General features: G+C 61.7%; 22 protein-coding genes and 1 pseudogene. 7 read left to right on the top strand and 16 right to left on the bottom strand.

Going from position 1 to position 19,893, the window contains the following annotated elements; genetic code table 11:
• Positions 1-3 precede the first annotated feature (3 nt).
• Positions 4-1,071, top strand: a complete 1,068-nt coding sequence (ugpC, locus tag V8Z65_RS14940; protein ID WP_338720948.1) for a sn-glycerol-3-phosphate ABC transporter ATP-binding protein UgpC — start codon at positions 4-6, stop codon at positions 1,069-1,071.
• A 52-nt stretch (positions 1,072-1,123) separates the two neighbouring features.
• Here the strand turns inward: ugpC and V8Z65_RS14935 are convergent, their stop codons facing one another.
• The 3 genes from V8Z65_RS14935 to V8Z65_RS14925 form a co-directional block, all read right to left on the bottom strand.
• Positions 1,124-1,795 (bottom strand): outer membrane protein, encoded by a 672-nt coding sequence (locus V8Z65_RS14935; protein ID WP_338720947.1) that lies wholly within the window; start codon positions 1,793-1,795, stop codon positions 1,124-1,126.
• Positions 1,796-1,997: 202 nt separating this feature from the next.
• Positions 1,998-3,482 carry a sigma-54 dependent transcriptional regulator gene (locus V8Z65_RS14930; RefSeq protein WP_338720946.1) on the bottom strand — a complete coding sequence of 495 codons (1,485 nt, stop codon included), beginning with the start codon at positions 3,480-3,482 and terminating at the stop codon, positions 1,998-2,000.
• A 183-nt stretch (positions 3,483-3,665) separates the two neighbouring features.
• Positions 3,666-3,785 carry a DUF465 domain-containing protein gene (locus V8Z65_RS14925; protein ID WP_338724040.1) on the bottom strand — a complete coding sequence of 40 codons (120 nt, stop codon included), beginning with the start codon at positions 3,783-3,785 and terminating at the stop codon, positions 3,666-3,668.
• 219 nt (positions 3,786-4,004) lie between these two features.
• Between V8Z65_RS14925 and V8Z65_RS14920 the strand changes: the two genes are divergently transcribed.
• The 3 genes from V8Z65_RS14920 to V8Z65_RS14910 all read left to right on the top strand — a co-directional run bounded on the left by V8Z65_RS14920 (position 4,005) and on the right by V8Z65_RS14910 (position 5,967).
• Entirely contained in the window at positions 4,005-4,211 is a 207-nt protein-coding gene (locus V8Z65_RS14920; RefSeq protein ID WP_338724039.1) for a DUF465 domain-containing protein, read from the top strand.
• 174 nt (positions 4,212-4,385) lie between these two features.
• Entirely contained in the window at positions 4,386-4,877 is a 492-nt protein-coding gene (gene purE / locus V8Z65_RS14915; RefSeq protein WP_338720945.1) for a 5-(carboxyamino)imidazole ribonucleotide mutase, read from the top strand.
• 4 nt (positions 4,878-4,881) lie between these two features.
• On the top strand, positions 4,882-5,967 hold the full coding sequence (locus V8Z65_RS14910) for a 5-(carboxyamino)imidazole ribonucleotide synthase (protein WP_338720944.1): 1,086 nt from the start codon (positions 4,882-4,884) through the stop codon (positions 5,965-5,967).
• Positions 5,968-5,981: 14 nt separating this feature from the next.
• On the opposite strand, the gene V8Z65_RS14905 is transcribed toward V8Z65_RS14910, so the two are convergent.
• Complete coding sequence (locus V8Z65_RS14905; protein WP_338720943.1) at positions 5,982-6,689, bottom strand: alpha/beta fold hydrolase; 708 nt, start codon at positions 6,687-6,689, stop codon at positions 5,982-5,984.
• 212 nt (positions 6,690-6,901) lie between these two features.
• On the opposite strand from V8Z65_RS14905, the gene rpsU reads away from it, so the two are divergent.
• Positions 6,902-7,126, top strand: a complete 225-nt coding sequence (rpsU, locus tag V8Z65_RS14900; RefSeq protein WP_338720941.1) for a 30S ribosomal protein S21 — start codon at positions 6,902-6,904, stop codon at positions 7,124-7,126.
• 56 nt (positions 7,127-7,182) lie between these two features.
• Here the strand turns inward: rpsU and V8Z65_RS14895 are convergent, their stop codons facing one another.
• The 4 genes from V8Z65_RS14895 to V8Z65_RS14880 form a co-directional block, all read right to left on the bottom strand.
• Positions 7,183-8,364 (bottom strand): multidrug effflux MFS transporter, encoded by a 1,182-nt coding sequence (locus V8Z65_RS14895; protein ID WP_338720940.1) that lies wholly within the window; start codon positions 8,362-8,364, stop codon positions 7,183-7,185.
• Between the two features lie 20 nt (positions 8,365-8,384).
• Positions 8,385-9,197: an alpha/beta hydrolase gene (locus V8Z65_RS14890; protein WP_338720939.1), complete on the bottom strand. Its 813-nt coding sequence runs from the start codon at positions 9,195-9,197 to the stop codon at positions 8,385-8,387.
• Positions 9,198-9,251: 54 nt separating this feature from the next.
• Positions 9,252-9,890, bottom strand: coding sequence for a DsbA family oxidoreductase (locus V8Z65_RS14885; protein ID WP_338720938.1), 639 nt, complete (start codon positions 9,888-9,890; stop codon positions 9,252-9,254).
• 83 nt (positions 9,891-9,973) lie between these two features.
• Positions 9,974-10,531 carry a hypothetical protein gene (locus tag V8Z65_RS14880; RefSeq protein ID WP_338720937.1) on the bottom strand — a complete coding sequence of 186 codons (558 nt, stop codon included), beginning with the start codon at positions 10,529-10,531 and terminating at the stop codon, positions 9,974-9,976.
• 147 nt (positions 10,532-10,678) lie between these two features.
• Between V8Z65_RS14880 and V8Z65_RS14875 the strand changes: the two genes are divergently transcribed.
• Positions 10,679-10,894, top strand: coding sequence for a SlyX family protein (locus tag V8Z65_RS14875; RefSeq protein ID WP_338720936.1), 216 nt, complete (start codon positions 10,679-10,681; stop codon positions 10,892-10,894).
• Between the two features lie 15 nt (positions 10,895-10,909).
• On the opposite strand, the gene V8Z65_RS14870 is transcribed toward V8Z65_RS14875, so the two are convergent.
• Positions 10,910-11,314, bottom strand: a complete 405-nt coding sequence (locus tag V8Z65_RS14870) for a hypothetical protein (protein WP_338720935.1) — start codon at positions 11,312-11,314, stop codon at positions 10,910-10,912.
• Positions 11,315-11,399: 85 nt separating this feature from the next.
• Here V8Z65_RS14870 and soxR point away from each other — a divergent pair, with 85 nt between their 5' ends.
• Positions 11,400-11,846: a redox-sensitive transcriptional activator SoxR gene (soxR, locus tag V8Z65_RS14865; protein WP_338720934.1), complete on the top strand. Its 447-nt coding sequence runs from the start codon at positions 11,400-11,402 to the stop codon at positions 11,844-11,846.
• 5 nt (positions 11,847-11,851) lie between these two features.
• Here soxR and V8Z65_RS14860 read toward each other — a convergent pair whose 3' ends face one another.
• The 7 genes and pseudogenes from V8Z65_RS14860 to V8Z65_RS14830 form a co-directional block, all read right to left on the bottom strand.
• Positions 11,852-13,417 (bottom strand): hypothetical protein, encoded by a 1,566-nt coding sequence (locus tag V8Z65_RS14860; protein ID WP_338720933.1) that lies wholly within the window; start codon positions 13,415-13,417, stop codon positions 11,852-11,854.
• Between the two features lie 159 nt (positions 13,418-13,576).
• Positions 13,577-14,185, bottom strand: a complete 609-nt coding sequence (locus V8Z65_RS14855) for a LysE family translocator (protein WP_338720932.1) — start codon at positions 14,183-14,185, stop codon at positions 13,577-13,579.
• Between the two features lie 145 nt (positions 14,186-14,330).
• A complete protein-coding gene (locus V8Z65_RS14850; protein ID WP_338724037.1) occupies positions 14,331-15,734 on the bottom strand; it encodes an NAD(P)(+) transhydrogenase (Re/Si-specific) subunit beta in 1,404 nt (467 codons plus the stop codon).
• A 9-nt stretch (positions 15,735-15,743) separates the two neighbouring features.
• A complete protein-coding gene (locus V8Z65_RS14845) occupies positions 15,744-16,103 on the bottom strand; it encodes a proton-translocating transhydrogenase family protein (RefSeq protein WP_338720931.1) in 360 nt (119 codons plus the stop codon).
• Complete coding sequence (locus tag V8Z65_RS14840) at positions 16,104-17,630, bottom strand: Re/Si-specific NAD(P)(+) transhydrogenase subunit alpha (protein WP_338720930.1); 1,527 nt, start codon at positions 17,628-17,630, stop codon at positions 16,104-16,106. It lies immediately after the preceding gene.
• Positions 17,631-17,716: 86 nt separating this feature from the next.
• Positions 17,717-17,860: pseudogene (locus V8Z65_RS14835) on the bottom strand (aa3-type cytochrome c oxidase subunit IV); the annotation flags it as partial.
• A gap of 51 nt (positions 17,861-17,911) precedes the next feature.
• The gene (locus tag V8Z65_RS14830) at positions 17,912-19,714 is read right to left on the bottom strand and encodes a M3 family oligoendopeptidase (RefSeq protein WP_338720929.1); all 1,803 of its coding nucleotides are present in this window, start codon (positions 19,712-19,714) and stop codon (positions 17,912-17,914) included.
• Positions 19,715-19,893: the final 179 nt, after the last annotated feature.

The raw sequence follows: 19,893 nt of genomic DNA, 5'->3' as shown, positions 1-19,893 counted from the left end.
AACATGGCTCAACTCGTACTGTCAGATCTTTCCAAGCGCTTCGGTGCCACCCAGATCATCCATTCGGTCAGCCTCGATATTGAGGATGGGGAATTCGTGGTCTTTGTCGGCCCCTCGGGCTGCGGCAAATCGACATTGCTGCGCCTGATCGCGGGGCTGGAGGAAGCCAGCGGCGGCTCGATCCAGATCGGGGCGCGCGACGTTACCCATGTCGATCCGGCGCAGCGCGGCGTGGCCATGGTGTTTCAGTCCTATGCCCTGTTCCCGCATATGACGGTGGCGCAGAATATGGGCTTTGGCATGCGTGTAAACGGTGTGCCCAAGGCCGAGGCACGCGCCCGCATCGAGACCGCAGCGTCGGTGTTGCAACTGACCCATTTGCTGGACCGCAAACCGGCTCAGCTTTCGGGCGGACAACGGCAAAGGGTTGCCATCGGCCGCGCCATCGTGCGCCAGCCAGAGGTGTTCCTCTTCGACGAGCCCCTGTCCAACCTGGATGCGGAGCTGCGTGTCCAGATGCGGATCGAACTGGCCGGTTTGCATGAGCGGCTCGGGGCCACCATGGTCTATGTCACCCATGATCAGGTCGAAGCGATGACCCTGGCAGACAAGATCGTGGTTTTGCGCGCGGGGCGCATTGAGCAAGCCGGCGCGCCGCTCGAACTCTATGACGACCCGGACAATCTCTTTGTGGCGGGCTTTATCGGTAGCCCAAGGATGAATTTTTTCGACGCCACTGTGGTGGCGCCCGGTCTGGTGCGGCTTGCAGGGCCGCAAGCCCTAGACGTCGCCTTGCCCGATCTGCAGCTTCCTGAAATCGGGGGCGAAGTGGTGCTGGGATGTCGTCCGGAACATTTCACCCTGGCCGATGACGGATTGGCCATCGAGGTGACAGCCGTCGAGCATCTCGGTACGTCCAGCTTTGCCTATGCCAATAGATCTGGTGCCGAGCCGATTGCCGTGGAGGTTCGCGAGCGTCGCGATCTGCGGTCCGGCGACAGACTGCACCTGCGCTTTCCTGCCGGTCGCACGCTGGTCTTCGACAAGCGGACTCAGCAGCGCATCCGGTAGGCGGCGGCAGCAGTGCCGGCGCAAAAACGGTCAGCGCGGCCCCAAATCCCAATCAGAACTTGTAATTGATGCCGGCGCGTACGACCGAGAAGCGCTGGGTGATGTCGCGATTGCCGCTGGGCAGACCGCCATAGGACTGTTCGCCCAGATCGACATAGAGATATTCGGCCTTGACCGAGATATTTTCGGTGGCCTGGGCTTCCAGGCCCAGCCCGGCGGTCCAGCCGAAGTGATTGGCGGTCTGCGAGGTGACGACGCCGGTGTTTTCCTGAGCGACGCCGCGGCCAAAGGCGAGACCGCCCGTGGCATAAGGCATGACCTGGCCGACGGGGACGCCGGCGCGGCCGCGCACGGTGCCGAAGAAGTCGGTCTTGGCCTCGAATGTATTGCCGCCGCCCAGCGATTCACTATAGCCGATGCCGGCCCATTGCAGGTCGGCTTCGCCGCCGAGAACGAAGCCCCCCATGTCCATATTGTAGCCGGCCTGTGCGCCCAGACTCCAGCCGGCAGAATTGTTGTTTGTGGCTGCCCCAACAGCCGGGTCGACAATGGTGGTGCCCCAGCCATAGCCACCGCTGACACCGGCATAAAAGCCGGTCCACTGGGTGGCGCTGGTTCCGCCGTAGATGGGCGATGTGCCGGAATTGCTCCAGCCCAGATCCGCCGCGTGAGCCGAAACGGAAGCGGCCAGAAGGGCGAGAAGGGCAATGGCTGAATGTCGCATGGTGGCCTCGCAAGTTAAAATAATGGCGACATTTCGCGCCAATCTCTTAACGGTCCGGTAAGGAATAAGGTTAACGTGCCGAGTTGATGCGCATGGCACCAATGCTGGCTCGTAATGGCGCCCCGGTGCACAGGTGCTTTACGGTCAGGCCTTTGGGGATATCGTCCGGGACAAGGCCGATTTCGGTCCTTGTCCCTATCGCTCAGGCGGCATCGTTGATGAGCCCTTCGGCCATGCCATATTCATGCAGCTTGCGGTAAAGCGTTGAGCGTCCAATGCCCAGGGCGCGAGCCACCCGTGACATGCGCCCGCCATGATGCTCAATGGCAAAGGCAATCGCCTCCCGCTCGATCTCGGACAAGGCCTGCAATTCCCCATTGTCGGCAAGGAAGCGGTCGCGCGTGGCCGGCGGTTCGGACTGGAGTGGGGCGCGGGCGGGGGCCGCGTCGATATGCACGGGCTCGCTGGGGGCGGCGACTTTCTCGATCGAGCGTAGCGCCTCGTCCCGGCCCGCGGCCTGGGCCAGGATCTGCGGGAAATCCTGGGTCTCGAGAAAGGCGCCGTCGCTGAGCACAATGGCACGATAGATGGTGTTTTCGAGCTGACGCACATTGCCCGGCCAGTCATAGGCGCCCAGAAGGTCGGTGACAGCGGGCGACACACCCAGAATGCGCTTGCCCGCTTCCGCCGAGAACCGGGCAATGAAATGGCTGATCAGCGCAGGCAGGTCTTCGAGCCGTTCGCGCAAGGGCGGTACATAGATGGGGAAGACGTTGAGGCGGTAGAACAGGTCTTCGCGGAATTCGCCGGATTTGGCGAGGTTCAAAAGCCGCCTATTGGTTGCCGAGATCAGGCGCACATTGACCTTTTCGGCTTTGCTGGCGCCCACCGGCTCGATCTCGCCATCTTGGAGGGCGCGGAGCAGCTTGACCTGCGTTTCGAGCGGCAGTTCGCCCACTTCGTCGAGAAACAGGGTTCCGCCATGGGCCTCAGCGAATTTGCCCGGCTGGTCGGCATGGGCGCCGGTAAAGGCCCCCTTCTTGTGGCCGAACAACACCGATTCAACCAGATTGGGCGGAATGGCGCCGCAATTGACGGTGACGAATGGCTTGCCCGCGCGATCGCCGGTGCCTTGAATGATACGGGCGACCAATTCCTTGCCGGTGCCGGATTCGCCTTCAATGAGGACGGGAATATTGCTTTTGGCGGCCTTGGCGCACAGCGTGATGACGCGTGCCATGGCGGGGGCGGCGGCAATCATGTCCTTCTGCGTGAAAGTGCCGGACTTGCGCGCATGCTCGGCGCGAATGGCTGCTTCGAGCGCATCGAGTTTCATGGCATTGCGCAGTGAGATGACCAGCCTCTCCGGTGCCACGGGCTTGACGAAATAGTCCGCTGCGCCCTGGCGCATGGCCGAGATCACGGTTTCCAGCGAGGCATTGGCGGTCTGGATGATCACCGGGGTGGTGATCCCCTCCCGGCGCATGGTCTCCATGACTCCCATGCCGTCGAGATCGGGCATGACCAGGTCCAGGATCATGGCGCCCAACTGGGGATCGCTGCGCAGGATGGACAGGGCTTGTTCGCCGCCGGTCGCGGTGATCGGCTTGAAGCCGGCCCGGTTGGCGACTTCCGAGGTTAGCCGCAATTGTACCGGATCATCATCCACGACCAGAACACGCGTCATATCTACCCCAGATCAGAATGGTCTTCAGCACGAATCGAGTTGTGCCGTTTTGGGAATGACGATGCCCTCCGCTTCTTAAGAGGATGTTAATCCTAGAGAATTGGAAAAGGCCCTGGGCACGTGAAAAAGGGCCGCGGCGTGAGCCGTGACCCTCCAGAGCGGATCGATCTTGTTGATGCTGCCTTATTGCCGCGTGGCGCCCTGGAGCTTGAAAAGTTCGTCCTTCACTTCGAGTTTCTTGCGCTTGAGCGCTGCAACCATCAGATCGTCGGCGAGCCGATTTTGGCTTTCCGTCTGGATCATCCGATCCAGTTCCTGATGACGCCGTTCCAGCGCGGCGATGTGGCCTTCAGTCGTCATAGCAACTCCTTTCAGCGTGTTGGACGAGGGTATCGTCACAAATATTTCATCCTTTGTCGACGCCGTTTGGCAGCGCACCGGAAATCAGATGCAAAACTCTGCGTGATCAGTTAACCAAGGCTAATGATTGGCGCCTGAGAGTTCCGATACACCATGCTGTCGTTGACCAAGGAACAGGAAACCCAGCTCGGCATCGAACTGGCCACAAAACGCCAGGAACACGCCGATCTCGACGCGGCCATACATACTCTGAGCCAGTCGCAACTGGCCGATCGCATGCTGATCCAGCGCCTTAAAAAGCGGAAGCTGGCGCTTAAGGATCGCATCGTCCAACTCGAAAATATTCTCTTGCCCGACATCATTGCCTGAGCGCTCCGGCGCCTTGAGTTATGGCGGAAATTGGGCTAGAGCGCCTGACGATCCGACGAAATTGGATCGTGCGCTCTAGTTTTGGATTCGCATCGGAACCGCCCGAGAACCGCCTGGCATTTTTCGGTCCGATGCTCGGGTGCACGCTTTGCGGAGCGGCACGGGGGAAACGCCATGCTCAAGCCACCGGTCGCCATTGTCATGGGCAGCCAATCGGACTGGCCCACTATGCGGCTGGCCGCCGAAACCCTCGAAAATCTCGAAGTCGAGTATGAGGCGCGCATCGTCTCGGCACATCGCACGCCCGAACGCATGGTGGACTTTGCCACCAATGCGCGAGAAGAGGGGATCAAGGTGATCATCGCCGGCGCTGGTGGCGCTGCGCATCTGCCCGGCATGATTGCGGCCATGACAACGCTGCCGGTCTTTGGTGTGCCGGTGCGCTCCAAGGCCCTGAGTGGCATGGATAGCCTTTATTCCATCGTGCAGATGCCCGGCGGTATCCCAGTGGGTACCTTGGCCATTGGCGAGCCCGGCGCCATCAACGCAGCTTTGCTGGCCGCCGCCGTGCTGGCGCTGAGCGATGATGAACTGGCCGACCGGCTTGAGGCGCATCGCGCCCGCCAGACCCAGGCCGTGCCCCAATTTCCGTCCGATCTCGAGTAGTATCTTGACCAAAGAAACGACCATCCTGGCTCCCGGCGCGACCATTGGCATTCTGGGCGGAGGTCAGCTTGGGCGCATGCTGGCGCTGGCGGCAGCGAAGCTGGGGTTGAAAAGCCATATCTATTGCCCCGACCCGCAAAGCCCGGCATTCGATGTGACGCCATTCAAAACCGTGGCCGCCTATGACGATGTCGAGGCGCTCAAAGGTTTTGCGGCTCAGGTCGATGTCATTACCTATGAATTCGAGAATGTACCGGCCACAACCGCCCAAGTGCTGGCGGGGCTGAAGCCGCTTCGTCCCGGTGCAAATGCGCTTGCCATTTCGCAAGACCGGCTGGAGGAGAAGGGGTTCCTCGCTTCCAAGAACATTCCGGTCGCGCCCTATCGCGCCATCCATGGCCTGGACGACCTCAACAAGGCCGTGGCCGAGCTCGGCCTGCCCGCCGTGCTCAAGACGACACGGCTGGGCTATGACGGCAAGGGACAGCGCGTCTTGCGCGCGCCCGCGGATGCCGAGGCGGCCTTTGCCGAATTGGCGCCGCATCCGCTTGTGCTGGAAGGCTTTGTGCCTTTCGAAAAGGAAATTTCGGTTGTCGTGGCGCGCGGGGCGGACGGCACGGTGCGCAGCTTCGATGCTGCCGAAAATGTGCACCGAAACCATATTCTTTTCACCTCGACTGTGCCGGCCGATATCCCGCCGGGCGTCGAAAAGCATGCGGCCATGTTGGCCAAGGTCATTGTGGTGGCGCTCGATTATGTCGGTGTGCTGGGCGTCGAGTTCTTTGTGCTTGGCGGCGAGCGGCCATCGCTGCTGGTCAACGAGATCGCGCCGCGCGTGCACAATTCCGGGCACTGGACGGAAGCTGTGTGCCTGACCGACCAGTTCGAGCAGCATATCCGCGCCATTGCCGGCTGGCCGCTGGGCGATCCCAGGCGCATGGCCGATGTGGTGATGCAGAACCTGGTCGGCGACGAGGTCGAGATCGTTCCTAACGGGCTCGACGGCGATACCCAGCCCCATCTCTATGGCAAGGTCGAAGCGCGGCCGGGGCGGAAGATGGGGCATATCAATAAGGTGGTAAGGGACTAGAAGGTGGTAAGGGGCTAGGCCTGCGCCCCTTGGCGGCTCAGCCAGTTCCTCATCGCCTCGACCACCGGCGCCGGATTTTCCATGGTGGGCAAGTGCCCCGCGTCTGGGAAGGTCACCAGCTCGGCCCTTGGGATGCGCGTGGCCATCTCGTCGGACATTTCGGGCGGAATCAGCTTGTCGAGCGCACCTACCCCGACCAGCGTCGGCGCGGCGATCGCGCCCAGATGGGGGACCGAATCGATGCGACCCATGATCGCTTTCTGCTGGCGCACATAGACATCGGGCCCGACGCGTTCGGACATGGCCTGCACCTCTTCGGCCAGCGATGTGCCCAGATGGTGCGGAGCGATCAGGGTTGGCAAGAGACCGCGCGAAACGCCGATGAACTTGCCCTGGCTGATCATCTCGATGCCCTTGCTCCGGGTTTCGCGGCGTTCCTCGGTATCGGCCCGGGCCGAGGTGTCGAGCAAGGCGAGATGGGTCACGCGTTCGGGCGCTTGGCGCATGATCTCAAGCGCGACATAGCCGCCCATGGAGAGCCCGGCCAGGGCAAAACGCGGTGGCGCAGCGGCTAGGGTTCGGGCGGCCATGGCGGCAATGGTGTCGTCGAGCCTGAGATCTGCGACCATGGGCGCGATCCGGTCCGGCAGGCCGTCAATGATGTCGCGCCATAGCCTGGCATCGCAGATCAGGCCGGGTAGAAAGACGATGGGCTGGTACATGATGCCTCCTGGATGGTATCCAAGGGGTAGCCCGATGGCGCCAGAGCAGCAAGATACCAGCATTTTTCCGCGCGCTGAGTGTGGACAGGCCGCCAATGTTGGGCTATAGAGCCCGCCACGGTGACCGGCTCCGCTGGTCGGCGGGGTGGCTTATTGGGCCGTCTCGCTTCCATCCAAACAGTTTGCAAAAGCTTTGAAAGGGCGGTTGACCTTTGCAAGTAGTCGTTCGCGATAACAATGTTGACCAGGCGCTGCGCGCACTGAAGAAGAAGCTGCAGCGCGAAGGTGTCTTCCGCGAAATGAAGCTGCGCAATTACTACGAGAAGCCTTCCGAGAAGAAGGCTCGCCAGAAGGCTGAAGCTGTGCGCCGTGCGCGCAAGCTGGCCCGTAAGCGCGCCCAGCGTGAAGGTGGCATTGTGGCGGCCGGTCGCAGCTAGGCCTTAGCTTTAGAGCTTTAAGAATTAAGCGCCGCCCCGTTTAGGGGCGGCGTTTTTTATTGGCCTGGATAAAGCCGCCGGTGCACAAGCGCTATGACAATAGCTAGCACCGCCAGGACTGGCAGCACGGTGACCAGGGCCGCTCGCGCATCGGGAAAGAGCGCAATGGCCAGAACGGAGGCGAGGAAGCCGCCGCCCATCTGGAAGAAGCCCGTCAGGGCGCCAGCCGAGCCGGCAATATGCCCATAACGGGCCATGGCGCTGGCGGTGGCGCTGGGGCCGATGGCCGACAGGGCCAGCATCCAGAAACTCACCGGCGCCATGGTCGCCAGCACTGCATCGGGGAACAGCCTGGGTGCAATGGCAAAGCCCAGCCCGGCCAAGGCTAGAAAACCCAGCCCCAGCAGTATCAGTGCGGGGCCGTCCAGGCGCTTGGCCAGGCGGCCCGCCACGATATTGCCGGTGATGAAGGAGCCGGTCTGGATCAGCATGGCCATGGCGAACTGAAACGGCGTAAGGCCAATCTGATCGATCAGAATGAAGGGCAGAAGCGCGGCAAAGCCATAAAAGCCGCCAAAGGCCATGGCGATGACCAGGGCGGGCAAGAGGAAATCGGGCGCCACTAGCAGGCGGCCGTAATTGGCCAATATCCTGGTCGGCCTAAGCTGTATTCGCGCTTCGGGCGGCAAGGTTTCGCGGGCACCAAAACCGAGTAGGGCGATGATGGCCAGACCGAAACCTGCCATGACCACAAACATCAGATGCCACGATCCGGCCAGCATGATCAGACTGCCCAGGGTGGGGGCTATGGCGGGCGCCACGGTCAGGATCAGATTGACCATGGTGAGGATGCGGATCGCGTCCATGCCCACGAATTGGTCCCGCACCATGGCACGGGATAGGGCCACCCCTGCCGATACGCCCAGTCCCTGCAGCAACCGGCCGACAAGCAATATTTCCAGTGTAGGGGCTACGGCGCAGACCAGCGATCCGAGCACGTAAACAGCAAAGAAGGCGACGCCGACCCAGCGGCGGCCAAAGCGGTCCGAGAGAGGCCCGCAAAGCAATTGGGAAATGGCGAAGGCGGCGAAATAGACCGTCATGGTCAGTTTGCCGCCGGCATCGCTGGTGCCCAGATCGGCCACGATCGAGGGCAGGGCCGGACCATAAAGGGTCAGGCTGAGCGGCCCGGTCGTGACCATGAGGCCGCCAATGATGGCGGTGCGCCTGGGCGACATGCCCAGTTGTTTGATTGGTTTCACCGCGGCAGTGCCCTGTGGAAGAAGGCTTTGGCCTGATCCCAGATGCCGGCATTCCAAAGGTCGGAATGGTCGGCGCCCTCAACGATCCAGAGCGCATCAGGATTGGGCGCCAGATCATAGAGGCGCCGACCATTGCTGACATCGATGGTGCGGTCGGCGGTGCCGTGGGCCACCAGCACTGGCTCGCTGACATCGGCTATCCAGAGATCGTTGCGGAATTGGTCCTGCATGACTTGCCAGACCGGCAGGATGGGATAGCGTTCGGCCGCGACATTGACGGCCGAGAGAAATGGCGTTTCGAGCAAAAGGGCGGCCGCATCGCGCTGGCTGGCGACATAGGTGGCTGGTCCTGAGCCCAGCGAGCGTCCCCAGATTAGAATAGGGGCGTCGGTCAGCGCATCGAGCCAGTCGAAGGCGGCGATGGCGTCGGCCAGAATGTTGGCCTCCGATATATCGCCCGGCGAGGCGGGAAAGCCGCGATAGTCGAAAGCGAGAAATCCGTAACCCTCGGCCACGAAGCGCTCATAGCGTTCGTGCTCCTCGGAAAAGCTCTTGGAATTGCCCTTATAATAGGCAATGACCGGCATGCCCTGGCGCGGCGGCTGGTACCAGCCATTGACCCTTGTGGTGCCGCTGGCGATGGCGACGTCCTGCGCGTTGGAGAGTTGCGTATCGCCCAGGGCCAGCACCTCTCCCCGGGCGCTATATTGCAGCGCGCGTTGATTGAAATACATGTAGCCAACGGCTCCGACATAACTCGCAATGACGAGGATCAGAAGGGCGAGCAGCAGGCGGCGAAGCAGTTTCAAGGCGAAATTCCCGATAAGCGATTTGCACCCACTATAGCAGGCTGCAAAGGGCTGTCAGAGTTCGGAAATGATCTTGTCGAGCGCCTGGGCGAAAACGGCGTCAGGCTGCGCGCCCGACAGGGCATATTTGCCGCCGAAAACAAAGAAGGGAACACCGCGAATGCCCTGTTCGGCGGCATTGATGGCCAGTTGGGCAGTCAGCGTCAACTCGTGTTCATCATTGATGGCGTCGAGCGCATCGCCGCGGTCCCAGCCATGCTCGACCGCGATATCGACGAGAATGTTGTCGTCGTTGATCTGGCGATGGTCGAGGAAATAGGCCTCGGCAATGGCATTGGCCAATTCGTGCTGATTGCCATTGGCCTTGGACAGCCGGGTCAGGGTATGGGCCTTGGCGGTGTTGAACATGCGCGGCTGCTGGCTGAGGTCGAGCTCTATGCCGGCCTTGGCCGCTTCACTCTCCACCCTGGCCCACATTTCGGCGGGATCGCGGCCATATTTTTGGCGCAGCATCTCGCCGACATCGACACCTTCAGGCGGGACGGTGGGATCGAGATAGAAGGGATGATTTTCGATCTCAACCTCGATGTCCTCGGGCAGTTTGGCGATGGCCTGGTCCAGTCGCGCCGAGCCCACAAGGCACCAGGGGCAGACCACGTCGGTAAAGACATCGATCTTGAGCAGCTTGGACATGGGGCTCTCCACGCAAAATTGAAACGTCCCGCCCAGATGGCGGTCCGCGCCGAAGCTGGCAAGAGGGTACTTCGAGGTAACTGTTAGGCCGCGTTGTGAATCTGGGCGTCCGGCACCAGGGCGAAGGGCGGCGTATAGGCGGCCGTGAGGATCAGGCCCAAAGCCGCGCTGGTACCCAGGACGATCGATACGGGTGCCAGCAGCCAGCCTGATCGCGCAGAGGCGGCGCCGACGCGGTTCAATGTGGCCAGGCAGAACAGGAGCAACAATGTGCTCACAAGGCTCAATTGCAGGGAATCGAGGGGCGGGGTGATGAAGGGCAAGGCAATATAAGCCACCGTCAATCCGGTGAGCCAATGGCGGGCCAGGGATTTTGGAGCGTCGCGACAAAGAACCCACCAGGCGGTGCCCAGCAGTGCCAATTGGGCCAGATGCACTATGGCCCCGACGGGACCGGGCATGCCGAACGGCGAGAAGAACAGGGGGATCATCCCCATTGCCTCGACCCCCAGATTGGTCAGGCCGAATAGCCCAAGGGGCAGGCCCGCACAAAATGCGAGACCTAGAACATGCCGCGCTGGCACAAGGCCTGTATGGCGAGGGATGGCGGTGGTCTGGTTTGGCAATGCTGTGGCGGCCATTTGCCTGGCTCCCCATTTGGCTTTTACGCCATATCAATGGGTGGCGGGTGCCAAGGGTTCCGTTTACGTCAAGGAGTGCGAGGGGCGCCGCCTCTTGCAGATGCGCGGCCAGCCCCCTATTCCGGGCGGTACCAGCATGGAGAATGCATGATGAGTGGCAGCGAGCAGAATGACCGGATCGATGCGCTCGAAACGCGCATTGCCTATCAGGACCAGACCATCGAAGAGCTCAATATGGCGCTGACCGCGCAATGGAAGACCATCGACCTTTTGAGCAAGAAACTGGCCATGCTCGAGGAACAGGTGCGTTCAGGCAGCTATATTGCCGATCCGGCGACGGAAAAGCCGCCGCCGCATTATTGATCGGGATTTGCCGGTTCAGTTGAAGGCCAGCACGGCGCAAAAGATCGTGCCGACCAGGGCCGTCCGGGTCAAAAGGCCGAAGACCTTTGGCGGAATGGTTTTCGCCAGCGGGGTGAAATTAAGGCCCACCGCCAGAAGGATAATGCCCACAAAGACCATTTTGGCGGCGAACCATGGATTGGCCCAGAGCCCGACATCGTAGCGGATGGCCACCATCAATATACCCGTGACCACCAGTGTGAGCAGGCTCAGGCGCGCATTGATGCCCAATTGCCTGGTCAATGGGCCCAGTGTTTCGCGCCCCTGAGGGCCCAGGGCCATCATGCGTGGCACGAGCGCGGGCATGATCAGATTGGTGGTTGCGGCAAAGAGCAAGGCGCCGATGTGAATGAACAGCATTAGGCGGAATATATCGTCCATGGGGCCTCCTGGTACCGGCGTGGCGCCGGCTTGAGATCGATCGGTCCTCTTGCTACAACCTCAACATTAGTTGAGGTCAAGTGCGATGTTTAAAAGCCTGTTGAGTGTGGGCGAGGTGGCCCGGCGGGCGGGGGTCGCCGTGTCGGCTCTGCATTTTTACGAACGCAAGGGCTTGATTCAATCGATCCGAACCAATGGCAATCAGCGCCGCTATGAGCGCAGCGTATTGCGGCGGGTCGCCGTCATTCAGGTGGCGCAGAGTGTGGGGATGACGCTTGAGGAGATCGGGCAGGCCTTGGCAGGTCTGCCGGCCGACAAGGCGCCGTCCACAGAGGATTGGGAGCGCATGTCGGCCTATTGGCACGATGCGCTCAATGCCCGTATCGGCCAGCTGGAGCGGCTCCGAGATGGCCTTTCGAGCTGTATAGGGTGCGGGTGTCTCTCCACCGAGACCTGTCCTCTGCGCAATCCGGGCGACCGTATCGGGCGCAGCGGCCGGACCGGGGCGCAGTTCCTGACCAATGCGAGCTAGACCAGTCAGGCGCGTTCGAGACCCACGGCATCGCGAAAAGCGGTGATATGGTCGGTGGGCGGTTTGTCTTTTGGAGCGGTATCGGTCCAGTAGAAATTATGGGTGAACAGGCGCCAACCCAGCCGCCCCCAGGTGATCTCCACCTTGCGGTCCCTGATGCCCGGCCCAAACCGCTCTGCCCCGGCAAGCGGGCCTGAAATCGCGTCGCCCAAAAGAAAGAGCGGCGATTGACTGCGGTCGAACAGATTGGTCCAGCGTACTACGGAAAAGACCGCCGCGTGATGTGCCACAGGCCCTTTTTGCGGGTCGGGATAGATCGCGCCCCTGGCCTTGTCATAGGGCTGGGGCGGGGCGGTGGGCAATACACGCTCGGTCTTCATGCGGGCAAAGTCGGCGCTGCCATCGGTTACCAGGAATTCGGCACTGGACAGGGGCGATCCCAAGGTCACGAGGTCGGAAATTTTCCAGCCTGATAATGCGCTGGCGCCGGCTGCACCTTTCTGCGTGCGCAGAGCGTCGAAAAGCTGCCATTGCAATCTTTGGTACTTGGCAACCTGATCCGCCGTCCAGGCATTGCTCGGCGCATTGGCGACGAAGTCATCGATAGCAGCAAAGGCCGCCAGCGCCTCGGGGCTGGGCGGATTGTCCTTGGTGGGCCCCACTTCGCGCCAGAAAATATGCAGCAAATCGTATGCCAGCACGGAGCCCAGCGAATGGGCGATGACAACCACCCGATCATATTCGGGGTCTTCATGCAGGGCCTTGAGCAGAGCAAGCCCCCGATTGCGCACGCCCTGCCGGCTCTGGACGGTTTCGGTCTGGGCCGAAAGATAGCTGGCAGCATCCCCGAAATAGGGCAGCAACAATGTCGCGGCCAGGTAGGCCAGCGTGCCCAGAACCATGAGATTGGCCACATGGCCGTTCCAGCCGAAGCTGTCGAGAATGCCTATGGCGACCACCAGGATCAACAATTGCCGCGGCAGCCGCTTGATGAAGGAGAGCGGGCCGAAAAATTTCGGCAGGAGAATGAGGGCCAGGCCGGTAATGCTGATCGCATGGCCGCGCCAGGCCGCCGGCGAAACGAAGTGGTCGTACCAATGGGTGTCCAGTACTTGCGGCAGGGCCAGAATGGCGGCCAGGGCACTGATGGCGGCCAGCACTGTGAGCATCCAGAAGACAGCCCAGGGCCAGCGCATATGCACCGGCACATGAGCCGGGTCGACCCAGAGCAACCGCCTGATCCAGCGCCAGAGATTGCGCAACGGCGTGGCGTTCAGCAGGTCGGCGTAATAGAGCTCGAAAAAGTCGGTGCGGCGGCCATTATGTTCGGGCGTAGTGATCCGCTGGAGTTCGTAAAGCCCGCTTTTGTCGTCGGGGACGATCCAGATCGGGCGCGGCCGCGGATAGGCTTCGCCGGGCGTATCAAGTTGCGGATTGTTCTGCCAGAGTGCGCCGACGAAATCACGAATGGTCCCCATGGGGCGCTGCTCACCCTGACCGTGGACGATGACGATGGCCTGGCGTTTGATCGGCTCTGGCGCCGTGGTGCGTTTTCTCGGTGCTCTTGCCATGATCCCCTCCCCACTGCGACAAAGACTAGGACAAGCGCGCCACCGATGAAACTGCTTCTAGAGCATGTTCAGGAAAGTGCTTAGCTGCTTTCCGGTTTGAACATGCGATAAAACAAAGGGTTAGAGCAGGTAGGGTAAGTCCGTTTCAACCGACTTGCTTTAGCGGGCCGACGCCATCGCCACCCAGACGGCGATGCCGAGCAAAAGCAGAGCAAAGATCCAGCCCATGGCGCGCCGCCGCTGCGGGGCGGTCAGCAGGGGTCGCACGCTACCGGCGAGCAGAACCACGCCGGCGTGGATGCCGGTGGCAACGACCACATAGACGGCGCTGAACAGTATGGCTTCACGCATCGTGGCAGCAGTGAAAAAGCTGGGCATGACAGTGATGTAAAAGAGCGCGGCCTTGGGGTTGAGCAGGTTGGTCATCAGCCCGCGGCGGAAATAGCGCCAATTACTCCCGTCCGGGGAAAGCGCGTCGATGGGCTTGCGCGAGTCGCTCCAGGCCTCCCAGGCAAGGTAGAGCAGATAGGCCACGCCGGCCCAGCGCAGGCTCTGGTAGAGCCAGGGATGTTCCAGCACCAGCGCGCCCAGGCCGAGTACGGCCAGCGCGCCCAGCAGCGTCAGGCCCAATGCCACCCCGCCCACGGCGGCCAGGCCCGGCACGCGGCCCCGCGCGGCGGCGAGAACAGCGAGATAGGTCATGTTCGGGCCCGGTGTCAGCTCGATCAGCAGGCTCGCGATGGCGAATGAAAAAAGCGCGGCGATCATGGCCGCGCTTTCCCGATGGACAATCCATTCTTCTTCATGACGACCTGTGTGTCGCTAACCGCCATTCAAGCAAGCCAGTCGACCATAGGTCTGGTGGCCGCTGACCTCAAATCCCGCCAGCGGAGGGATTTGAGGTTCGGGACGGTCAGTGGCCAAATGCCTTGACGATGTCCTCGGTTACCTTCTTGGCGTCGCCGAACAACATCATGGTGTTGTCGCGGAAGAACAATTCGTTCTGCACCCCGGCATAGCCGGCTGCCATGCCGCGCTTGATGAACAGCACCGTGCCAGCATCCTCAACGTTCAAAACCGGCATGCCATAGATGGGCGAGGTTTTGTCCGTCTTGGCCGAGGGGTTGGTCACGTCATTGGCGCCGATGACGAAGGCCACGTCCGATTGGGCGAATTCGGAGTTGATGTCCTCGAGTTCGAACACTTCGTCATAGGGCACATTGGCTTCGGCCAGCAGCACATTCATATGGCCCGGCATGCGGCCAGCCACCGGATGGATGGCATATTTGACCTCGACGCCCTCGGCCTTGAGCAGGTCGGCCATTTCGCGCAACGCATGCTGAGCCTGGGCGACGGCCATGCCATAGCCGGGGACGATGATGACCTTGCCGGCATTTTTCATGAGGAACGCTGCGTCGTCGGCGGCGCCCTGCTTGACCGGGCGGTCGTCCTCGGCGCCCGCACCGGCAGCAGCGGCGTCGCCCCCGAACCCACCCAGGATGACCGAGATGAACGAACGATTCATCGCCCGGCACATGATGTAGGAGAGGATCGCACCCGAGGACCCGACCAGAGCCCCGGTGATAATCAGCGCGGTATTGCCCAGGGTGAAGCCGATGCCGGCAGCAGCCCAACCCGAATAGGAATTGAGCATAGAGACCACAACCGGCATGTCGGCGCCGCCGATGGGGATGATCATCAGCCCGCCCAGCACAAGGGCGAGAATGGTGATCAGCCAGAAGAGCCACGGATTGCCGCTAACGGTGAAGGCCCAGACCAAGGCGATAATGGCCACGCCCATGGCAATATGGATCAGGTGCCGCATGGGCAGGATGATCGGCTTGCCGCTCATATTGCCGTTGAGCTTGGCAAAGGCGATGACCGAGCCGGTAAAGGTGAAGGCGCCAATGGCGGTGCCGATGGACATTTCCACCAGGGCCTGGCCATGGATGGCGCCGACAGCGCCGATGCCGAAGGCTTCCGGCGCATAGAGCGCGGCGGCGGCGACAAAGACCGCGGCAAGGCCCACCAGCGAGTGGAAGGCGGCAACCAATTGCGGCATGTCGGTCATCTTGACCGAGCGGGCGATATAGGCGCCCACGCCGCCACCAAGGGCGAGACCGCCGACGATGAGCAGCCAACTTACCCAATCGCTGGGCGAGGCCACGGCCAAAGTGGTCAGCACGGCAATGCCCATGCCGACCATGCCGAACATATTGCCCTGGCGCGACGAGGATGGATGGGACAGGCCACGCAGGGCCAGGATGAACAGAACGCCCGAGACCAGATAGAGAAGGGCGGCGATATTTGCGTCGATCATTTTCGATCAGCCCTTCTTCTTGTACATGGCCAGCATGCGCTGGGTCACGAGGAACCCGCCGAAGATGTTCACGCTTGCGAACACCAGGGCGATGAAGCCGAAGAGCTTTGAGACCCAGCTTGCGTCATTGGCCAGTTGCACGCCCACAGCGAGCAGGGCGCCCACAACGATCACCGAGGAGATGGCGTTGGTGACGCTCATCAGCGGGGTGTGCAGGGCCGGGGTGACGCTCCAGACCACGAAATAGCCCACGAAGATCGCCAGCACGAAAATGGCGAGGCGGAAGGTGAAGGGGTCGATGGCGCCGCCAATGGCGCCATGGGCCGCTGCGGCGACATTGGCCACGGTTTCAGCAGTTGCTTCCATTTATTTCTCTCCTCCCTTGGGGGCGGCAGGCTTCTTCGCAGCCGGCTTTCTGGCAGCAGGTTTCTTTGCGGCAGGGGCCTTGGCGGTTGCGTCGGACTGCGGATGCGGCTCTGCTGCCGCTGTTTTGGCCGCTGGTTTGCGGGCCGCTGGCTTGCGCGAGGCCGGCTTGGCTTCCGGGTCGTGGGCAATATCGGCTTTGGGCGCCGTCGCGGCCTTGCTGGCCGTAGCCTTGCTAGCAGCGGGTTTGCGCGTTGCCGGTTTTTTTGCCGGGGCCGAATTGGCCTCGGGATCATGGGCCATCTCGGTCTTGGCCGGGGCTTTTTTCGCAGCGGGCTTCTTTGCTGACGCAGGCTTGGCTGCGATGTCGTGAGCCGTGTCCGCCTTGGGCGCCGCGGCCGGGGCTGCAGCCATGAAGTTCGGATGCACCACGGCACCGTCGCGGGTCAGCACAGTGGCCTTGACCAGTTCGTCGTCCCAGTTGATGGCGAGCTTCTTCTCCTTCTTGTCAACAAGCGTGTCGATGAAGGAAAGCAGGTTGCGGGCATAGAGCTGGCTGGCCGTGGTCGGGATGTGAGCGGCCAGGTTGGTATAGCCGATAATGGTGACGCCATTATGGATGATGACCTTGCCCGGCTGGGTCAATTCGACATTGCCGCCACGCTCGGCGGCCAGGTCGACGATCACCGAACCGGGGGTCATGGATTCCACCATGGCCTTGCTCACCAGCTTGGGCGCGGGGCGGCCCGGAATGAGCGCGGTGGTGACGACGATGTCCTGCTTGGAGATGTGACCGGCAACCAGTTCAGCCTGGGCGGCCTGCTCGTCCTTGGTCAGTTCGCGCGCATAGCCGCCAGTGCCCGAAGCGTCCTTGAGCGCGTCTGTCATGATGAATTTTGCGCCCAGGGATTCCACCTGCTCGCCGGCAGCGGCACGCACGTCGGTGGCCGAAACCACTGCGCCCAGGCGTTTTGCCGTGGCGATTGCCTGCAAGCCGGCAACGCCGGCGCCCATCACGAAGGCCTTGGCCGGGCGCACTGTGCCGGCGGCAGTCATCATCATCGGCATGGCGCGGTCAAAGACTGCGGCGGCTTCCATCACCGCCTGATAGCCGGCCAGGTTTGCCTGGGAGGAGAGAATATCCATGACCTGCGCACGGGTGATGCGCGGCATGAATTCCATGGAAACAGCGGCGACCCCCGCCTTGGCAAGGGCCGCGACGTCCTTTTCATTGCCATAGGGATCGAGAGCGCCGATCACCAGCGCGCCCTTATTGACGCCGGAAAGCTCGGAGGCGGCAGGACGGCGCACGCAGAGCACGATATCGGCACCCTTGAGCGTGGCGGCCGCCGTGGCACCAATGGTCGCCCCCGCCTCCTTGAACTGGTCGTCGGAAATGCGCGAACCTGTGCCAGCGCCCTTTTCGACGGCCACTTCGGCGCCAAGCCCGATATATTTGGCGACGGTTTCGGGGGTTGCCGCGACCCGGCTCTCACCCTCGAACCGCTCACGCAGAACGGCAATTTTCATGGAAACTCTCCTGCCCGCCTGCCCGCGGGCAGGCTCGTCTCATTTGCCTGCTGACTGGTTTCTGATCAGGGATTGATCACGAAATAGAGGATCACCACCAGCACGGCCGTTGCCAATAGCGACCACTTCACCCCGTTGATGAAGCCGTTATAGGTCTTTTCATGCTCGGCATAGTCCATGGCGGATTCCAGTACCGGGGCGGCGTGGTGTTCAGGGCGGGTTTTGGCCATCAGGTCCTCGAAAGTACAGTCGTCACTTCGTGTTACGCCGAAAGTCCCATCTCAGGGAGATGTGGCTTCCAGCTCGTCGATCAACCGCTCGATCATCGAGAGGCCGAGCGACCAGAATTGGGGGTCCTTTGCATCCAGGCCAAATGGCCTGAGCAGTTCCGAATGATGCTTGCTGCCCCCTGCCTTGAGAAGCTCGAAATAGCGCTCCGCAAAGCCTTCACTGGCTTTCTCATACTGTGCGTAGAGCGAGTTCACAAGGCAATCGCCAAAGGCGTAGGCATAGACATAGAAGGGGGAATGGATGAAGTGGGGAATATAGGCCCAGAAGGTCTCATAGCCTTCATTGGCGATAATGCCCTCGCCCAGCGACTCTGCCTGCACTTCGAGCCAGAGCGCATTGATTTCCTCGGTGCGCAATTCGCCCTGCCGGCGCGCGGTGTGCACCTTGCGCTCAAAGGCATAGAAGGCGATCTGGCGGACCACGGTGTTGAGCATGTCTTCCACCTTGCCCGAGAGCAGCGCAAAGCGCTGCTTGGGGTCGGTGGTCTTGTCGAGCAGCGCCCGGAAGGTCAGCATTTCGCCAAAGACCGAGGCGGTTTCGGCCAGGGTCAGAGGCGTATTGGCCAGAATTGGGCCCTGCGCCGCTGCCAGGCGCTGATGCACGCCATGGCCCAGTTCATGGGCCAGCGTCATGATATCGCGGGTGCGTCCGAGATAGTTAAGCATCAGATAGGGATGGGCGCTGGGCACGGTGGGATGGGCAAAAGCGCCCGAAAGCTTGCCATTGCCGGTCGGCGCGTCGATCCAGCCCGAATTGAAGAAGGGCTTTGCGACCTCCGCCAGGTCTGGTGAAAAGCGGCCATAGGCATCGAGCACGGTCGTGACAGCCGTATCCCAGTCCCAGATGCGTTCGTCGCTGGTGGGCAGCGGCGCATTGCGGTCCCAGGCATTGAGCTTGTCCTTGCCGAACCATTTCGCCTTCATCTTGTAATAGCGGTGCGAGAGGCGGGGATAGGCGGCCTGCACGGCGGTCTGCAGGGCGTCGACCACTTCGCGCTCGACCGAATTGGCCATGTGGCGGCTATCGGCAATATCCTTGTAGCCGCGCCAGCTGTCCGAGATTTCCTTGTCCTTGGCCAAGACATTGGTGATGTGAGTGAACAGCCGCCCATTGGCCTTAAGCGTCTTGGCCAGCGCCTTGAAGGCCGCCTCGCGCTTTGCCTCATCCTTTTCCGAGAGCAGGTGGAGGGTGGATTCAAGATTGAGCGTTTCGCCATCGACCTCGAATTCGAGGCTGGACAACGTCTCGTCAAAAAGCCGGTTCCAGGCCGAATAGGCGGTCACCGACTTGTCGTGGAACAGCTCTTCAAGCTTGTCATCGAGCTGGTAAGGCTTGGCTTTTCTGAGATCGGCGAACCAGGTCTTGTAGCGCGCCAGCTCGGGGTCCCTGTCGAGCGCGGCATCCAGCTCGGCGTCATCGATGCGATTGAGTTCGAGCTCGAAGAACAGGATGCGGGTGGAGAGGTTGGTCAGCGCCTCATTGGTGTCGCCCATGAATTTGGCGCGATCCGGATCGGTCGATTTCTGCGCATATTGGAGGAACGAGAACGAGTCGATGCGGCCGGTGAGGTCGCCCAGCTTTTCGCTGTCCTTGATGGCCTCGATCAGCTTTCCCGAGGTGGTCAGTGCGGCCAGCTTGCCCTTGTATTTGGTCTCGAAGGCAGCGGCCATAGTCCTAGCCTGGTCCATCGCCGCCTTGAATTCGGCACTGTCCTTGCCGGGATAGAGATCGTTCAGATCCCAAACCGGCAGGTTGCCGAACTGGTTGTGGCCTTTTTGGGCGGCAGCGGACATTTACGCGACTCCGAGTAACAGGTTTTGCGGCGGACCTTAGCGAGGCAGAGTCCGGCTGTGAAGGGCGGGATAGTGCCGCGGACCACTCCACTCTGCACGGGCCGCCCCCTCATCCGGCGCTGCGCGCCACCTTCTCCCCGATGGGGAGAAGAATAGAGGCGAACGCCGTTTCCCGTTCC

The sequence above is a fragment of the Devosia sp. XK-2 genome, from assembly GCF_037113415.1.
Classification (GTDB): domain Bacteria; phylum Pseudomonadota; class Alphaproteobacteria; order Rhizobiales; family Devosiaceae; genus Devosia.
This window is presented reverse-complemented; position numbering and strand designations above follow the sequence as displayed.

What these genes read in the sequence shown, in the direction of transcription:
- ugpC (WP_338720948.1), top strand. Translation starts at nt 4, where the DNA reads ATGGCTCAACTCGTACTGTCAGATCTTTCCAAGCGCTTCGGTGCCACC.
- V8Z65_RS14935 (WP_338720947.1), bottom strand. Translation starts at nt 1,795, where the DNA reads ATGCGACATTCAGCCATTGCCCTTCTCGCCCTTCTGGCCGCTTCCGTT.
- V8Z65_RS14930 (WP_338720946.1), bottom strand. Translation starts at nt 3,482, where the DNA reads ATGACGCGTGTTCTGGTCGTGGATGATGATCCGGTACAATTGCGGCTA.
- V8Z65_RS14925 (WP_338724040.1), bottom strand. Translation starts at nt 3,785, where the DNA reads ATGATCCAGACGGAAAGCCAAAATCGGCTCGCCGACGATCTGATGGTT.
- purE (WP_338720945.1), top strand. Translation starts at nt 4,386, where the DNA reads ATGCTCAAGCCACCGGTCGCCATTGTCATGGGCAGCCAATCGGACTGG.
- V8Z65_RS14905 (WP_338720943.1), bottom strand. Translation starts at nt 6,689, where the DNA reads ATGTACCAGCCCATCGTCTTTCTACCCGGCCTGATCTGCGATGCCAGG.
- V8Z65_RS14895 (WP_338720940.1), bottom strand. Translation starts at nt 8,364, where the DNA reads ATGTCGCCCAGGCGCACCGCCATCATTGGCGGCCTCATGGTCACGACC.
- V8Z65_RS14885 (WP_338720938.1), bottom strand. Translation starts at nt 9,890, where the DNA reads ATGTCCAAGCTGCTCAAGATCGATGTCTTTACCGACGTGGTCTGCCCC.
- V8Z65_RS14880 (WP_338720937.1), bottom strand. Translation starts at nt 10,531, where the DNA reads ATGGCCGCCACAGCATTGCCAAACCAGACCACCGCCATCCCTCGCCAT.
- V8Z65_RS14875 (WP_338720936.1), top strand. Translation starts at nt 10,679, where the DNA reads ATGATGAGTGGCAGCGAGCAGAATGACCGGATCGATGCGCTCGAAACG.
- V8Z65_RS14870 (WP_338720935.1), bottom strand. Translation starts at nt 11,314, where the DNA reads ATGGACGATATATTCCGCCTAATGCTGTTCATTCACATCGGCGCCTTG.
- soxR (WP_338720934.1), top strand. Translation starts at nt 11,400, where the DNA reads ATGTTTAAAAGCCTGTTGAGTGTGGGCGAGGTGGCCCGGCGGGCGGGG.
- V8Z65_RS14860 (WP_338720933.1), bottom strand. Translation starts at nt 13,417, where the DNA reads ATGGCAAGAGCACCGAGAAAACGCACCACGGCGCCAGAGCCGATCAAA.
- V8Z65_RS14855 (WP_338720932.1), bottom strand. Translation starts at nt 14,185, where the DNA reads ATGATCGCCGCGCTTTTTTCATTCGCCATCGCGAGCCTGCTGATCGAG.
- V8Z65_RS14845 (WP_338720931.1), bottom strand. Translation starts at nt 16,103, where the DNA reads ATGGAAGCAACTGCTGAAACCGTGGCCAATGTCGCCGCAGCGGCCCAT.
- V8Z65_RS14840 (WP_338720930.1), bottom strand. Translation starts at nt 17,630, where the DNA reads ATGAAAATTGCCGTTCTGCGTGAGCGGTTCGAGGGTGAGAGCCGGGTC.
- V8Z65_RS14830 (WP_338720929.1), bottom strand. Translation starts at nt 19,714, where the DNA reads ATGTCCGCTGCCGCCCAAAAAGGCCACAACCAGTTCGGCAACCTGCCG.